Source organism: Pseudoalteromonas sp. GCY, from assembly GCF_016695175.1.
In the GTDB taxonomy this organism is placed as follows: domain Bacteria; phylum Pseudomonadota; class Gammaproteobacteria; order Enterobacterales; family Alteromonadaceae; genus Pseudoalteromonas.
In genome coordinates this window covers 1,144,680-1,160,889 of sequence record NZ_CP068023.1, presented here as the reverse complement: position 1 = coordinate 1,160,889, position 16,210 = coordinate 1,144,680, and the positions used below count along the sequence as shown (strand labels likewise).

17 protein-coding genes are annotated in these 16,210 nt (G+C 44.4%); all 17 read right to left on the bottom strand.

Annotation, left to right across the window (positions count from 1 at the left end; translation table 11 throughout):
• Positions 1 to 106 precede the first annotated feature (106 nt).
• Entirely contained in the window at positions 107 to 1,204 is a 1,098-nt protein-coding gene (locus JJQ94_RS10340; RefSeq protein WP_201435432.1) for an ISAs1 family transposase, read from the bottom strand.
• 34 nt (positions 1,205 to 1,238) lie between these two features.
• The gene (locus tag JJQ94_RS10335; RefSeq protein ID WP_099031787.1) at positions 1,239 to 1,484 is read right to left on the bottom strand and encodes a hypothetical protein; all 246 of its coding nucleotides are present in this window, start codon (positions 1,482 to 1,484) and stop codon (positions 1,239 to 1,241) included.
• 12 nt (positions 1,485 to 1,496) lie between these two features.
• Entirely contained in the window at positions 1,497 to 2,714 is a 1,218-nt protein-coding gene (locus JJQ94_RS10330) for a sialidase family protein (protein ID WP_099031786.1), read from the bottom strand.
• Positions 2,705 to 3,145: a hypothetical protein gene (locus JJQ94_RS10325; protein WP_099031785.1), complete on the bottom strand. Its 441-nt coding sequence runs from the start codon at positions 3,143 to 3,145 to the stop codon at positions 2,705 to 2,707. The genes JJQ94_RS10330 and JJQ94_RS10325 overlap by 10 nt, the downstream gene beginning before the upstream one ends.
• Complete coding sequence (locus JJQ94_RS10320; RefSeq protein WP_017218937.1) at positions 3,145 to 3,810, bottom strand: hypothetical protein; 666 nt, start codon at positions 3,808 to 3,810, stop codon at positions 3,145 to 3,147. Before JJQ94_RS10320 ends, JJQ94_RS10325 begins: the two co-directional genes overlap by 1 nt.
• Positions 3,810 to 4,355 carry a phage tail protein gene (locus JJQ94_RS10315; protein ID WP_082086250.1) on the bottom strand — a complete coding sequence of 182 codons (546 nt, stop codon included), beginning with the start codon at positions 4,353 to 4,355 and terminating at the stop codon, positions 3,810 to 3,812. Before JJQ94_RS10315 ends, JJQ94_RS10320 begins: the two co-directional genes overlap by 1 nt.
• Positions 4,306 to 4,986, bottom strand: coding sequence for a phage tail protein I (locus JJQ94_RS10310; RefSeq protein WP_099031784.1), 681 nt, complete (start codon positions 4,984 to 4,986; stop codon positions 4,306 to 4,308). The genes JJQ94_RS10315 and JJQ94_RS10310 overlap by 50 nt, the downstream gene beginning before the upstream one ends.
• The gene (locus JJQ94_RS10305; protein WP_099031783.1) at positions 4,983 to 5,888 is read right to left on the bottom strand and encodes a baseplate assembly protein; all 906 of its coding nucleotides are present in this window, start codon (positions 5,886 to 5,888) and stop codon (positions 4,983 to 4,985) included. Before JJQ94_RS10305 ends, JJQ94_RS10310 begins: the two co-directional genes overlap by 4 nt.
• Positions 5,889 to 6,052: 164 nt before the next feature.
• Positions 6,053 to 6,472 (bottom strand): hypothetical protein, encoded by a 420-nt coding sequence (locus tag JJQ94_RS10300; RefSeq protein WP_099031782.1) that lies wholly within the window; start codon positions 6,470 to 6,472, stop codon positions 6,053 to 6,055.
• Between the two features lie 9 nt (positions 6,473 to 6,481).
• Positions 6,482 to 7,963, bottom strand: coding sequence for a hypothetical protein (locus JJQ94_RS10295; protein ID WP_099031781.1), 1,482 nt, complete (start codon positions 7,961 to 7,963; stop codon positions 6,482 to 6,484).
• A gap of 20 nt (positions 7,964 to 7,983) precedes the next feature.
• The gene (locus JJQ94_RS10290; protein ID WP_099031780.1) at positions 7,984 to 8,205 is read right to left on the bottom strand and encodes a hypothetical protein; all 222 of its coding nucleotides are present in this window, start codon (positions 8,203 to 8,205) and stop codon (positions 7,984 to 7,986) included.
• An 8-nt stretch (positions 8,206 to 8,213) separates the two neighbouring features.
• Positions 8,214 to 9,410, bottom strand: coding sequence for a hypothetical protein (locus JJQ94_RS10285; RefSeq protein WP_099031779.1), 1,197 nt, complete (start codon positions 9,408 to 9,410; stop codon positions 8,214 to 8,216).
• Complete coding sequence (locus tag JJQ94_RS10280) at positions 9,407 to 11,371, bottom strand: DUF4815 domain-containing protein (protein WP_099031778.1); 1,965 nt, start codon at positions 11,369 to 11,371, stop codon at positions 9,407 to 9,409. Before JJQ94_RS10280 ends, JJQ94_RS10285 begins: the two co-directional genes overlap by 4 nt.
• Before the next feature lie 10 nt (positions 11,372 to 11,381).
• On the bottom strand, positions 11,382 to 11,864 hold the full coding sequence (locus JJQ94_RS10275) for a hypothetical protein (RefSeq protein WP_099031777.1): 483 nt from the start codon (positions 11,862 to 11,864) through the stop codon (positions 11,382 to 11,384).
• Positions 11,865 to 11,938: 74 nt separating this feature from the next.
• Positions 11,939 to 12,643: a DUF4376 domain-containing protein gene (locus JJQ94_RS10270; RefSeq protein WP_236596579.1), complete on the bottom strand. Its 705-nt coding sequence runs from the start codon at positions 12,641 to 12,643 to the stop codon at positions 11,939 to 11,941.
• 10 nt (positions 12,644 to 12,653) lie between these two features.
• A complete protein-coding gene (locus JJQ94_RS10265) occupies positions 12,654 to 15,644 on the bottom strand; it encodes a hypothetical protein (protein ID WP_099031775.1) in 2,991 nt (996 codons plus the stop codon).
• A gap of 3 nt (positions 15,645 to 15,647) precedes the next feature.
• Positions 15,648 to 16,196 (bottom strand): hypothetical protein, encoded by a 549-nt coding sequence (locus JJQ94_RS10260; protein ID WP_099031774.1) that lies wholly within the window; start codon positions 16,194 to 16,196, stop codon positions 15,648 to 15,650.
• Positions 16,197 to 16,210 lie beyond the last annotated feature (14 nt).

Genomic DNA, 16,210 nt, shown 5'->3' with positions numbered 1-16,210 from the left:
TATTACTTCGTTTGATTGTTGTGGGACGGTAAATTCATTACTATTGCTTTCACAACTGAAAAGTTAACCCTCAACTCAGGGTGAGAGCATACTTCGTTAACGACCATTAACCGAAGATAAGCTCTGCTCTGAATTCATCGTCAAAGCTGGCCCGAACACACTTACCACGTATCGAATCTTTACGGCCTGTGTGCTGTTTTACCAGATTGCGAACGACCCGTCTGAACAGCGCCATGTTTTCCGCGGAAATCGGCTCACTGATCTGGCAAGCATCTTCCTTAAACACCACATCCAGTACCCAATGCTGCTGGTTCTCGATGTGCCAATGGTGGCGGATAGCTTTTTGTAACATCTGTGCATCAGGCTCAACTGAAGTGACATAAAAGTGCGTGTCTATTTTTGTTATAGACTCGGATTTTTTGTGCCTTTCAACCGCGATCAGCGAAGTAAGCCCAGGCCATTTTTCTCTTATCTCTTCAGGCAGATTGTCGGCCTTCAGAACATAAGTGATGCGTGTTTCCTGACGTCCATGACCATTGCTGACTTGTACATCTTCAGGCAAATTCTTTTCTTCTTCAAAGGCTGTTTCAAAACATGAAGTGACTGCTTTATAGAGTGTTTTCTGATTTGCTTTGACCTGAACCAGATAGTCAGCCCCTCTTGAAATCAATGCTGAAAGTGTCGCTTTCTGACAATGTAGTGCGTCTAGTGTGACGATAGAATCTGAAATATCGAGCACATCTAATAAGGCCCTAACTGCCGGTATCTCATTGGACTTATTTTCTACCGTTCGCTGATACAAAGTTAAACCAGACTCGCAATCAAAAGCAGACACCAAATGTAAGTTATCCTCACGCTTTTTACTGGCACCGCGCAGAGTTTTACCATCAAACGCAATGATTGGCTTACCAGACTGAGAGCGCTGTTCGTTGACCCAACTGAACAAGGCCAAAACCAGAGAGTCAGTTTCTACTGTTTTAAGAATACGTGCAATGCTATGTCGCGTTGGAATACCGTGCTTAAATGCTCTGAACTGCCTGAGCCAAGGCAGTTTACTGTGCCCGAACACCTCGATATCTTTCCAGCCTTCACAACCAGATAAAACCGCCGAGATGATAAGAAACAAAACATCAGCAAGATCATGATGTTGATTGATAGAAGAACGCTTATCTTCAACAAGTTCAAGGTGGCTAAATAACGACATAATTAACAAGTAGATAGTGATAATGTGAGCGTTATTAGATCAGAAAAGGACCGGATGTTAAAGCCTTTTTACAAAGTGTGATCCCGCCGTGACCCTCAACTTTATCGATAACTATATCAAACAATTGACTTTCCAATGCAGATTCAACCCACTCACCATTGACAAACTTAGCCACTTTACTACCTGAGACGACATTCGGTTTTATTTTTGTAAACCCCAGCCGGGGCAATGGTTTACCTTTTTCATATTTATATGCGAATAAAAAATATTTTTTCATCATATAGATATAAAATCATTGTGCATCCCCTACCAGTTTATAAATACCATCATCACTTAGATTTGGCGTAAAAAAAAAGTATGGACTCAAAGCACCCTGAGTTTTATAAAATGCGTCACGCGCAACAATAAAAACATCGTTATTTGAGCTGTTTAAAAATGCACTATTTGGCATACCCGCTGGCATTTCAGGAGTGTAAACATTAACCCAATTATTTGAGCCATTTTTCAACATTAGCAACCCCTCTGAGGCATACACATATAAATCACCATTATCCAGCACAGTAAAATCATGCAATTCGCCAAACCCCTGCACGTTTCCTTGTATGTCATATCTGTATGGGAGTCGAGTATAGTTCCACCCATAATCTGTTAAATACAAACGTTCATCATCGTGATGCGTGCCTCCATATGCGCCATATAGCGCTATTGCTGTTCCTTTTTTAGCAATGATACTTTTAGATGTACCGCCGGGACTTGAAAGCGCAATACTTTTTGTTGGTGAACGAAATGATGAATAATACACATTATGTTCAGACGCGTTCACAAAAACGATTGTAGAATCACTGACAAACTGAAAGTGACGTTCAGCTTCTTTAGCATTATATGTATCAACAACCCACGTTTGCCCACCATCAGATGATGATGCCCAGTCTCTATTATTGCCTGAAAACACATTGGTTATACATATAATTTTTTGACCATTGGGGCTAACGTCATAATACTGAAAATACGTCCCTGCTACAGATTGGGACCGTTTATACCATGTTTGTCCTCGATTATTTGATATATACACATTTCGATTGTGACACATCACCAACGTTTCACCGCTAGAACTCGCTCTAATAGTGCCGTATCCACTGGGTGATAGTGAAAGCAGGCTGGAAAAAGGTGAAAACTCAGAAAACGAACTACCGCCATCAGTAGATGAAATGATACCCGATTGTGCATTATCTGAAACAATCACATGCAATACGCCATTTGTTTCAACAACACACGCATTACCGTTGTGGTAGTTTTCTATATCTTGATGTTCCAGTTTTGTTAGTTCAATAGCATTCTCAACATGCTGGCTATCAATTGATGCCGCTAAAATTGGATAGTCAAGTAATTTATATCGAGAATTATCACAGGGTAAAAGTGATAAACCTGAATTAGTCTTAGTGCGAACATCGGGAACAATCCTGCCAATTTCCAATATTGACGCATTATTACCCCAATCAGTTAACGCCATATCTGCCATCCTCCATCAATAAAAATAAATGTTCTCTCAATCCCTGATATTGTCATGTGATATTCAGTATCTGCATTTCCTTCATGGTCTGAAATCGTTTTAGACATAGGTGCAAACACCCGAGCAGGTAACTCTTGAGTAGCCCCGGCATGGGGACTTAACATGACGCTTAAGGTTGTACCACTTAGCGCTTCATTCGGTAATTGCAGTGTAGTTACAGCTTTAAATAAATGACGCGCACCACAAACGGCCACACTTGGGGCGGCTACCTCAATAAACGTAGACATCAAAACTGGCACACCACCAAGTGTTTCGCCATCACCGACATAAAGCTGCTTTGTGTCTGTTGAAAACCCCGGTTCGCCGTTACCAAGTACAGTTTGTAATCGTGTTGCTTCTGGGCCTCTTCTAAACTGGATCCGTCGCCCCATTAAAATACTCCCCCGTCAATATCGCCGCCTTCAACAGCGAGACCCAATGAACTAACCCAGTCTCGTACCCAAGCGGTGGTTGCAATATTGGTGCTATTATCTGAGCGTGCTCGTGTAGGTGATTTTGGCGTACCGGTGAACATAGGTGAAGTAAACAGCTGTGATTTCGATAAGTTATCAACTTGGCTTAGGCCAACATCTGCTTTGTTAACCGTTACAGCCCCTGTTTTACCGTTTACAGATAAAACATTATCTGTTGGTGTGCGCAGCAGCACCCAGTTTGCTAATACATTCGCAGGTGTCGACTTGAGAATATAAGATTTGTTCTCGTCGGTGCGAATCGCCAAGTCACCAGGCTGTGCATTTAGCGCTAACATGGCAGATTGACTGGCGACCTCAAACGGCTCACCTATTGCAAGACTGGGTAACACATTTTCAGGAATTTTACCGGTACTGTCTAGCAACAACACATGGTTTGCGCCGCTACCTGCATCACGATGAATAGCACTACCAAGGGTGGTGAAAATATCCACTCCTCCAGGGGTTGTGCCATCACCGATAAATAGTTTTTTGCTGTCGGTCAACCATATTGGTTCACCATTACTCGGCGTGACATTGGTGCGGTTTGCCGCAGGTCCGCGCCTAAACTGAATTTTGTTCGACATTAAATACTGCCTCCGTCTAACGAGGGAACATTGGGGTAAGAATCGGAAAATGCGCCACCATCAAGAGACAGTAAGCCTACAAATTTATTAATTTCATTATTTACATAGTCTTGCGTGGCATACACCATAGATGGATCTATTTTTAAATTCACCATTTCTGACTGCACCACATCAATTACCGCTTTTATTCCAAGCTCAGCACTGGCGTTGTCTTCAATACTTGGCTTGTAAGTTTCAGGGTATTTAACAATGGCAAATGCTTGATCGTCTTCAGTGTAAAAAGCGGCTTCACGAACATAAAACCCACCTTCCGAGGCAGGGACAATACCGATGATCTCAAGCATCGCTGGATTGTTTTCTAGCGTTTTGGAGCTATTTATCAGTCCTCTAAATCGCTCACTCGTGAGATGCTCCGCATCAGGTAAAATATTGCCATCACCCACGGCAAATTTGACTAAGTTGATTTTAACGCCAGTACCAATGGCATTGGCTATTTTAGCGCGACCCGCTGGTGTCAGCATGGTCCAGTATTGTGGTTGGGGCATAACTACTCCGAGGGTAAATATTGGTATAACTGCAAGACTGACTGGCTACCACAAAGCGCATACTGGTATTGCTTACAATCTCGCTGGCATAGTATGGATAGACAGTGACAGAAGCACCAAATAGCGCTGCTGAAGCCAGCTGAATTTTTGCTGTAGATAATAAACTGAGCGATAAATTAAACTGAATACTATGGCGTTTATTCGCTGAGATGGTTTGAAATATCTGCTGATATAACGACTCATTGAGCCCCCTATCAGACACCGCAACATCAATAGCGATTGTCCCGGCAGGGCCTTTGGGTACTTGTTCAAACCATTCTGTGATATGGGTGTCATATCCAAAAGGCGCTAACGCGTTAATAATGGCAAAACGCGTCCCAAGGTGTTTGTGTTGTTCATAGCTTTGCGCAATGATCTGCCGTTTTATAGGCTCTGGCCACTGCTCATCCCACTGCGAAACACTTTGGCTCCATGCCAACCAAGGTAATAATTCGATTGGGCAAGTCTCAGGTTGCCATAATGTTTCTAGGCAATTTGCCGCTTCATTCAGCACAGCAAAAACTGGGGATTGAGAGGCTTGTATTTGCTCAATCAGCTCAGTTCCTCGGTGTAGTGGTTTATTATCACTCACACATCACCCTCAAATATCACGCCTGCGGTGCCATTTTCACACCAAGGGACTTCATGGCCCGCAATTATGACATTCTCACTCGGTGCAGCGAGTACGACATCTTCCACACCGCTACTATATAAAGTGGCAAACAATGCTGAGCGCTTTATCGCTGTGCCCATTACACTGGTTTGTGCAAAGAAATCTTTTAAATTGGCCAACACTTGTGCTTTAACTTGTGCTTTGCCTGGTCCCGGGGCTAGTTGCACTCGGGCATTGATGGTATAGGGCTTCACTGTCACTGGCACAATTTCAACTCTGTCACCAATGGGCCGTACTTTTTGCAATTCAAGCGCATCAGATACCGTATCAGCCGCATCTGCTTTGAGTCCAAACGTTGCTCTGAGCTTGTTCAGTAGTGTGTCTGAAGGTATACCGTTGGCTGATTCATGACTTAAAATGGTCAACACTACATGGCAAGGTGAAGGGCTTGTAACATGAACATCTTTGACACGACTATCTGCAGAAAGTGTATGATAGCGATAACTTTCTTCAGTTCCAGCCGTATTTAGACTATGGAATGCTTGTTGTATTCGGTGCCTAAACCGTTCATCTGACTCTTCTGGCAAACGGCTTACACCGTAACGTGTTGCAATATGGTCTAGGTCACTATTTGTTGCTGTCGCCAACAAGTTACCTTTGACGGTGTCATTTATTCGTCCTTTAAGCAGCATGCTGTGATATGCAAATGTATTGAGTAACTGTGTTAAAGGCTCTGATTCTAGCTCTAGTGTCTTACTAACATCTGGAACTAACTCGCTCAATTTACTTTTCAACTGTTCCAGAATTTGTTCATATTCCAGATTTTCTAATAGCTCTGGAGGTGTTAGCTTAGATAAATCGATTAACTGAGATGATGGCATTGCACTCTCCGGTACTAAACAGAAAATAAAAAACCCACAGCAAACTCTTGCTTGTGGGCTTTGGAGATTGGAAACCTGTGTGCTTGTTAACTTTCTCAAGCATAGGTCTATCTTACTGATTTTTAGGGAGTAAAACAGGTCAATTCTGACCTGCTGTGAAATTATTAGAACGCAATCACAAACTGTAGTAATTCAGCTTGAGTAGTAAGGCTAAGCACCGCAGCTTCTAACTCACCGCTTTTTTCACGCACCACTTCTCTTTGCTGCAAAATGGCTAGTAGGTTTGCACGCTCTGTTGCAGCACCTTCTTCATTACCGTTCAACCTCTCACTCAACTCACGCTCTTTTGCGCGCTCTACTCGCCACTGCTCTGATTGCAATTTGCTATAGGCAAGTTGCTTTATGCGCGTAATGACTTGCTGTTTTAAATACTCAACTTCAGAGTTTTCTTCAGTCTCTAACTGAGCTTCAGCTATAAACTGTGCTACCGACTCTTTACTCCATTGCTCACCCGTTTGCGGGTGTACCAACCAAAAGTTACCCGCAATAGACATCCCTTTATTATTGTCGTAATAAATATTCATTTTCACTCCTTAAATCGCGCGACAGGTTCTAGCAAGGCCATACTGGTTGAATAGGTAGTGCTCATTAATAACACCTATATGTGAGTATGGATTCATCGCTTGAATGGCTGTTGCTATTACGCCCCCATCGTATCCTAAGCTATCGGCCTTAGAACGATAGCAATACGAACTCAGTAACTCGCCATCTAGTGTTTCCATAACCACATTCACTTCACCTTCACTATTCTCTGTACCATTTGAACTTTGTGTACGGTATGGCTCACTATTACTAGTAAAAATATAATTGATCGGCTGAAGCTTCTGCTCTTCTGTGAAGAGATAATGTGCGTTGAATTTATCACCCGCCATTTTGAGTTCACTGCCAAGTAGACCAAAGTAACCGTAGTAATTATATGAATAACTCGACATCGCCGCTTCACTGTGGTTATAGCGATTTATTCCATGCGGCTGCGCTAAGGTATTTGCGATAAATACCATCGTTGTAAAGTCACCGCTATCCACATAGTTCTGATATTCAGCTGCATTCGCAATGGCAATATTAGTAATGTGGTTGCCATCACGATATTTTTCCACAACCAAGTTAGTACCCGAGTCGATAACCACTAAGCAGTGCTTTTGGTTGTTATACAACACAGCTACCTCGTTATGGTTGTAGCTAGACCGTGTTGAAATACCAAATTTATCTCGGGCATTGAGATCTTGCTTTGGCAAAGTACGCGAGGTAAATCCCTGCCCTAAAACAAAGATACCACCATACTCCGTCGCATTCGCTGACAGAGACTCTTGGGTGCTATATACGATTTCAAAACTAACATCATTAGGTTGTGCTTTTAAACCCAGTGGCACGATAGCACTTGCGCCGTGTTGATATACCTTAGTTGCAGGGTTTTGCTCAAAGGCATTATTATGGACAAAGCTTGACTTTAGTACGGTAGATGACGTGCCATCTTGGCTAATTTTCAGATGATCTAAACGGCATGTGTCCGTTGCTGCATTCACTGTATAACTTGGTCGAGTGAGATAGGAAGTACCATCACTATTATAGATAGCCAAAACCGATGTGGAGCGGCGAAAATTAGCATGACTATTCGCCGTATCAATATTTTTTATCGCGAATAAGGTTTTTGGTGTTGCAGCAGTGTTGTTTGCGACCACTTCATTAATTTGTTGCGTCAAGGGACCTATTTGATCCAATAGCGCCAGTTTTGCCGCTCTGGTAACCAGTTCAGCGGTCGACGCGGTTAAGTCAGCTTTAGCAGAATCAATATTGTTGATCGCTGAAGTTGCAACCTGTTGCAATAGCTGGGTTGAGTCATCCAAATGTTCCTGTGCAACGGCCACAACGGCTTGCTCAAGCTTGGCATTATCTGTGAGACGCGCGATTGCATTCGTGACTAAGGTTTGCTCCTCTGCACTCAGCGGAGTGCTGCCGTTCATATCAGCGACCAGTTTGTCGACCATTACCTGAACAGCTTGTTGAATTGTTGCCATAATTTCCTCTTATAAATCCTTTAAATTGGTAGCAGGGTTTCACCCAACACTTGATTGAGCCGAAGCCGTCTGAAGCGCTTGTCGATACCTACTTGAGCTTGTTGATTTGCTAATTGCTGCTGGTGGATATCTGCATCAATTGCCTTAAGCGCATTGATCAATCGCTGTACGTCTTGTTCAAGTAGATTATCTGGGTGAGGGAGTGGATATTGCTGAAATGGAGTAAATTGGTTGATGTCCACAATTTCTCCTACAAAGTAAATGTACGAAGATTTCGTACTCTAGGGCGCTGTGCTGGTGTCCCCTTCAGTACCAGTTTCACCCGTGTCGTGACAGTGTCAACACCGTTAAAGGTGTAGTTGAACTGCTGCCAACCATCGTTCAGTACTGAACTGCTATCCAGTGCAAGCGGTAGCCAAACATCCCCTTTTTGCATCAAAGCTTGTACTTCTGAGTGGCTTTGAATATTCGCTTCAAAGCTCACCGTTAAATCACCGCCTAAACGGCAGCGCAGCTCGCGAGAAATATAGTCTCCGGTTTGCGCGACTTGCCCATGAACACACTGGCTGCCCGCAAAAAGTACTGGCGTTAAGCTTTGTGTTCCCGTCAATACAGCAGCGACCTTAACCTTGCCAGTTATGGTTTCTCCAAGCGTACTTGGTTGCCACTCTTGAACGCTTAGCACTTTTTCTTTATTGCCAGTAGGGTACGTGAGTTCAAAGGTAACTTGAGTATCTGCACTTGGGCGCTGGACTACAGCTAAAAGCATTAAATCCGTTACTTGTTCAACCTCTACCTCGCCGAGTTCAATCCGTCTACTTTGCTCAGTGAATTTGGCGGCCTTTAACCTAAATGTGAGATCTTTATCCTGATGTGGCGTCCAGGTGCTAGCGTTGCTTGATGATAACAACACCCCTACTTGATACGGCTGAGAGGTAACCCAGTTGTGCGCCTGATCAAGCTTACCCAGCTCAGCAATAGCAACACTGTGCTCGGCCCCATCAGTTAACACAACCAACGCATATTCCTGATCAGCATTTAAAAAGGTTGGAGTAAAGGTAAACAGTGTCGGTTGGTCATTTAGCTTTATCTCATCGCTGCTTATTTTGCTACTTGCCAGCACAGTTTGTGTAGGAATACCTTGAACTACTTCACGAATTTGTACTTCAACCGCTTCCTGTCCTTTGGCGGTAAACCATAATTCAACACCGGCAATAAATCGCGATTGCTCCAAAATAAAGGTTTGTGCGAGTGGATCAAAACGCTGAGTAATAATGCTATTGACGCGCCGCAATGTTTCCACTTCAATCACGCCACTACCTGTATAACTAGCGCTTCCTGCCGAACCTTGCTTACCAATAAATCGCACCAATTTAGTTCCGGCGGGAACATTATTTGGCACTTTAAATCGACCAGCTAATTCACCACGTGTATTTGCTTGGATCATGCTTGCACCTCTGAAATAATTTCAATGCCATCGAATAACAGTGAGTCCAGTTGCTCACCTGAATCAAACCCAGAAATTGCAAAGTTGACCCAACGGGTGCGCAAGAACTCGGCTTGCTGACGGCGCACACCAACTCGCTCAGTACTCGTTTGAGTAATAACGCGACGAACACGCCCTCCACCGCTAGTTAACCTACGAGTAATAGGGCTTGTCCACTGAGTCTGGGTTTGTGTCCAATGGTCAACACTTGGGATTAACGTGACATCCGCAGGCAGTGGTTCAAATGCCATATAAGGATTAATTTTCATCTCCCCAGTACGGCTTTCTTGTACTAAGACGTCTTCGAGTTCGTACGGTAATGTCTGGACTTGTGGTTGTGACAATTGAGTTATTTCTGCGGCCATTGGCAGCATGAGTTCGCCATCCACAATAGCAGCGCTTTGTTCAAGTCCAATATCGCGCATATCGTCATCTAAAAACGGGTCAACAAACACGCCGTATTTGCTAGCAGGTGACTGGGCATTGGTATCGTTACGTAGGCGTTCAATGGCCAACAATTGGTATAAATCTGAGATCTGCTGTTGCATCAACGCAAGATCTGTCATTTGTACCGCTTCAATCGCAATATTTTGGATATGCGGCGGCGCACTCCCCCAGTGTTGCTGCACTTGGGCAAGCCCCAGGTGTTGATGAGGCACTAAAGGCGCTTGTGGATTAATTCTGTCGGGTGCACCTTTGATCCGCTCAACATGACCATTGGGTGTAAGCACGAGCAGGTCGATACGTGGCATAAACCAGTGATAATCGACGACCACAAGACCATTTTCGAGCATTTCTTCAGCTTCGTTTAACTGTTGCTCGAGCCAAAATCCGGTTTCGTCCGCATCAACTTCAATAAGTCGGCGATAGGTATACACCACGTCATACGATGTGCCTGAAGCTGGCTTATTGCCACCATCGCGCCAACTAATATGATTGCGGGTAAAAATAAAGTCGATACCCTGCTGATATTCAATGCCACCTTGCGAGATCTGCAAAATTTCAATGACAGAGTCATCATCAAAGGGATCGGTATTTTGGCCGGTTTGCGCGTGGCCTCGAGTCAGAGAAGTACGCTTTTTCACCTCAGCAGTCACCTGATCAATGCGCTGCACCGGTGCAAAGTCTAAATCAATTCGCATAGCGCCTTGGGCATTGGCGCTAAATCGGCTCGGCTCATTGATCACCTCTCGTACATCGGGGTCGTTCAGCAGCGTAACAGGCAGTGCGGTGTTAAACGCTATTTCATAGCCATTAATATGCGCTTTTCCCTCTTGCACATTAAAGTGCTGGTGGCTTGCCGTGCTCTCTCGATAGCTGACATTGAGCCCGCTCACCACATAACTCCCGCCATTTGACTCGCGGTCATAACGTGCAAGTGCGCTGGTAATTGAGTCTAGTTGTGGGGGCGGCTGCTTAACGATAAGCGTGCCATGATCGATTTGGTAAACGGGAAAAAAGTCGCTATTGGGATAGTCAAGGCTGTCGCTCAGTCCCCAACGGCCTGAAATTTTCAGCCGCGCGGCACCCGCTTCATCAAAATTGTGTGCGCCAATGGCTGGATCTCTAAGCGTTGAGTCTTCAAGCTCTGTCACCACTTCCTTTGCTAACCACACCCCGACAATTTCGAGTTTATTTAGCGCAATCGCTAACTGTTTGGTGTCGACCTCATGTACCACGCCCTGTAAATATACTGAGGATGCGCCAATGGTTGCAATGGCATGAGCTTGGTCGATAACCACCTCGCCCCCCTTAACCACATCCCCATCTTTCATCAATACATCAGCGATGCCTTTTACATGGTGCTGAGACTGCAGTTGCAGGTCGTTGAGTTCACGACTTTGCAACCCTTTACTCGCTCGAAACAATAGCTGACTGTATTGCTTTGCAGGATCAAACTGCTGGTAATAATCTTTTATCATTGCTTTCTTCTTAAAAACTGATCACAAACTCAAACGTTTCGCGCACCCCTTGGTCGCGAAATAGCGCCGTGCGATGCTCAAGCAAAATAAGCTCACCAGCCTCTGCAACCTCGTCTGGTAAAAGGTAATATTTTCCAGCTGGAATGCCCGTTTTGGGTGACGTGCCAAGCATTAAACCTAACTCTCGAATATGCTCACCCAAGCCATCTTCGAAGTCGTAGGTGAATTGGCAATATAGATGTTGGCTGGCCGTATCGCTTAAACGGAACCTTCCGGTTGGTACCTGAATTTCGCCTTGTTCATCCGGCTCACAAAAGCGAATTTGCTTTGCCTTGCGATAACCAATGAGATTGGTGAGTTGTGTAGTATTGGTAGGGGTTGGCGGTAAAGTATTATCCCAACTTGATGCGCCGTTTCCCCATGCCAAATAAATAGCCTGCTGCTGCATGAGCCGTGCAAGCGCCTTTCGGCCTTGAATTGTTAAAGTGGCCAAGGACTGCTCCTTAAAGAATAGAAACCGAGTCAAAGATTAAGGCTCGGCGGAAGAATAAAGGTTTAAATAGAGGTTTAGTAAGATTCAATCCAGAGGTCGGATTGTTGCTCTGCAGCAAGTAAACAAGCTTGGGTAAGTTGTGCTTTGGTCACATTAGCCACACTGTTATTGGCAAGTACCCAACGCTGCGTGTCACTGTCTGTCATCAGCAGTATGGCTCGAACCATACGTTGCTGACTTTGTTCATCACCATCAAACACCAGACCGTCCACTTCAACGGCGATTGACGCCACATTCGCTGCACGCTGACTTTTAAAGCGCTCACGTTTAGTGTCTGCAATTTGTTGTTCAGTGTGCGAAATGGTCGCAGGATGGTGATAAGCCACTCGCGCTTCGTCGTCGTACTCTATGCGCGAGTCAACAGTTTCAGTGGTTAATGCTAAATCCACCTCCACATACTCAACACGATAGCACGCTCTTCTCGCTTGCAAGTCCAGCATAGGCTCCGTTGGTAGCGGTGGCACAGGCATTAGTTCATCTGGGTTAGCGGCATTGTGCGCTTGCGCCTCAGCTATCTGTGCTTGCACTTCTGTCGTTTCAGTCTGCCACGCGGCATGCGCCTCGCGATATGCCGCTTCTTCTTGCTCAATGGCAAGTTGTAGTACCTCGTCAATCTGTTCTTGAGGATGACGCAGCATTATTTTTGTTTGCACGTCCGTATAGCTCAGCGTTAAGGCCTCTACTGCATCAGTCGTGTGGTTCTCAGTCTCAGTATTCATCGCACTCTCCTTATCCATTATGTGCAATTCCTATTGGGAATAGGGTGTGATGGCTGAACACTTTGACGGTATTGCCGTTGAGATCGGTTTTGGTGTTTTCGCCATCGATAATTGGGATCGTTTGGTCATCGCCCCATGAACCTTTCGCACTTGATGCAATACCGATTACGTTGCCAGTTGTGAAGCTGACAATTTCTCCTTCGCTGTTTAAGTAACACTTCTCTTCCATTATGCAAGTTACGTCCATAAGCAATTGCACCACTAGCCCTTTGAATGCACCAACCACAAAATGATATAGCTTGCCTTTACTGTAAGCCTGTAAAATGCTCGAGTTAACTGGTAGCACCTCTTTATATTGGTATTTAAGTTCAGCACCATTGAGCTGGAGATACATCAATCCACTCTTCTCCACTATCGAGTATATTGATTTAACAGCCTCGGTATTCGGTGACAAGTCAGTAATCGGGGCATGTTTAGGCTGGTGCTCCACTCTAGTACTGATATGAATATCATCAATATTTTTGTACTCCAGTTTGTAATAACCTCTGGGATTATCCCTATCAGCTCCCCCACTTTTATCAATCAAGCTTTCTTTTAACCGATTACCTAAAGATGGCTGAGAATAGTTACCACTCCACACATCTGATGACATATTTAGCAGCTTTGAGAGTGATGCCGCTTCTGTGAACTTAGCTTTTGCCTCGTAACACCATAGTTCAACTTTTCCAGCAGAGGGGGCTACATTCCGAATATTTGCATATGGATGAATTGTTGAACCCGTTTGGATCCATGTACTGCCGTTATCGTCAGTTACATAGAGAGTTGGCGACGTTGACACTGCTTTTTTATTTAATTGATAACTTTTACTTGTGCCATCTGGGATTGTGGGGATCCACTGCCCAACCACACCGTCAGGGAAGGTAGCCGCGATGTTTTCAGGGCTGCCAATGATATCGACCCAAGGGAGTGAGTCGAATTCAGCATCGATTTCATCTGCTTTAATCACATATACATCAATATCCGTTCCTATCGGAAAAAACTCATCAACCTGCTGTCTAATTGACTCTCGTACTGAAGTAAGTGTTTGCCCGTTAATATCATCCTCAATCCAAGGCAAGAAATAATGCTGATTTTCTCCATAAGAAAAGTGCACAATACTTGCTGACAAAAACGACTGACCATTACTGCCGACATAGTATACCCAATCACCGCTAGGCTTATCTGCACCTGTTTTATAACCATTGAAACTGCCACCACTATTGCCGAACGTTGAGTTGGAAACTTCAAAAGACAAACGCCATTGTGAAGGGTTAAAACTGCTGTGAGTCTCATAAGCCGTATCACTTCGCTTAGTAAAAGAGCCGGCCTTTTTAATGTGAGTAAAAGGTACTTTGCTCTTTCCGCGTAATGTCCCAGCAACCGCTTTGCGCATAGTTTCTTCACGTAGCTCGTTAACATTCTGCTTTTTCGCACTTAAGCGCAAATCTTCAAGCTGGCCTGCGTAGATAGCATCGTGGTATTTGTATTGATCATGCCGTCCGCTTGAGCCAGATAAAATCGAGCCTTCACCATTTCCATTGGTTGGAATATCAATAAATGCTTGTTTGGTAGAACTGATTTTATAATATTGATTGTACCAATTTACTGTAGTAGAACCATTCCAAACATAAGCAGTTCCAAGTGGGTTATATGTCGGGTGGTAAGCCCCTTGATTAAGGCGCTGAACTAGGGCGATTGGAATTGCAAAACACTTACTATCATGGCCCAGCATTTTTCTTGTCCCAAACCCTTCAAAATCTCCTTTGTTTGTTATTGTCCGCTGGATGTTGTTAAGTGGATTGAAGTAACCATATCCCAAGCTTTCACTGTAATAGTCAATAGCTGTAATGTTTTTACCTCTGGCATTGAAATATTTGGAATAACTTCCAGCTTTCGGACGCCACGAAGCGGTTACATGTACTGGATATGTATAGTCAAATCCTCCCCCTAACCCCTCAATCACACGCATTCTATATCTAACCTGAATATACGCTTTGGCCTTTGGGTCGTAGTAAATATTATGCTCAGGCTCTCCAAGGAAAATAGCCTTTTGCGCCTCTGTTAGCGATGACCATTTAATACCATGCCCCTTTGTACCAGTATCCCATTCACCAAATGCGGAGTACCCCTGAGCAACGAGGTTATTGCGAAGGGCAATGCCCTTATAGTTATTTGCACCATATTGCACATTACCGAGTGGATACACGACATCTTTATCTGCAATTTTCTCATGCCAAGACTCCAGAAACACTAAGTCTTTACGAGAGGTGATCACCTTATTGCTATCGGTTTCTGCTGCAAATGCGGCTTCAGCATTACTATGCTGGGTTACGGTGCCAGACGCTGAGTCATAGGTTTTGGTGCCGTCGGGTGCAGAGGGAAATTTCAAAATAGATTGAGTGCTAGTGTGCGCGACTCTAGAAACATGATGTGTAACCCCGTCGATATTCACAACCGGATATATTGTATTAGAGGTTCCTGCTATTTTGTTTGATGCAGCTTCACCCATGATCAGCGTATTCCTTACTGAAGGCGCTATATACTGCCAAATTCCTTCATTCACATTTACATTATTTGCGCTGTAATTATGCTTCCCCCACTCCACAAACCCACTTCCCGCATATTGCTGTTTACGCATATCGCGCAGTGCATCAAACTGGGCTTTGGTCATTACATGGGGATGCGGGTTAACGCTTTGTGCGTCTGCAATCAGTGATTTCAGGGTTGGCAGTGTATGGCTGTTGCCATTTAGATCTTTGAGGTTGACGCTGCCAGACTGAGTTTGCCAATCATTCAGCGCTTGGTTGTTCTGATTAACCGTTTGATAGGTTTGGGCAATATCTTGCTTAACCTGATCAATTTCCTGTAAGCCTTCGGTGATATTATTGGCAAGTTGAACACTTGCTTCGGTTTGCTCAGTTGCAGCCTGTTGCAACTGAGCAAGTTGTGATTCTATGGTCATGTATTATCCTATGTTTGCTTTGCGCAGGCGCATCGCCAGTTGCATGGTTTGGTTGGCTTGCTGGATTAGACTTTTACCTTGTCTAAGATGTGCATACACAGACGTCGCCAGTTCTTTTGCCATAAAAATATTGGTGTTAAGCACCCCAGTTTCAAAACTGACTTGCTGTGAAGGCAGCGCTGCGAGGTTAAGCGAAATGACCTCTAACCATGCTACGTCTTTGCTTTTATGATTCAGCACTTCGCCCCCTGCGCTATATACCGCGACTAAGGTGCTGCCAGACCAAATTCCTAATTCTTTAACTGGGTAATCGGCTTCCCCCTCAAACACTGCGCTAAAACGCACTTGTGTTGCAGTGAGTTGCTCCGCCTGTAAAATCGGGACCTTTTGGCGCTCATGTCGTAACTGCGTTTGCAAGTGAGACGCGATATAACCTGCGCTTCCGGCGGATAAATGCGTCAACGTAAAAGCTTGTCCTTGCTCTAGCGCCTGCGTCAATTTGGCAAGCCCCGGTGTCGTCCATACAACAGACGCAAATTGTGATGATTGCATTGAGAGTTCCATTT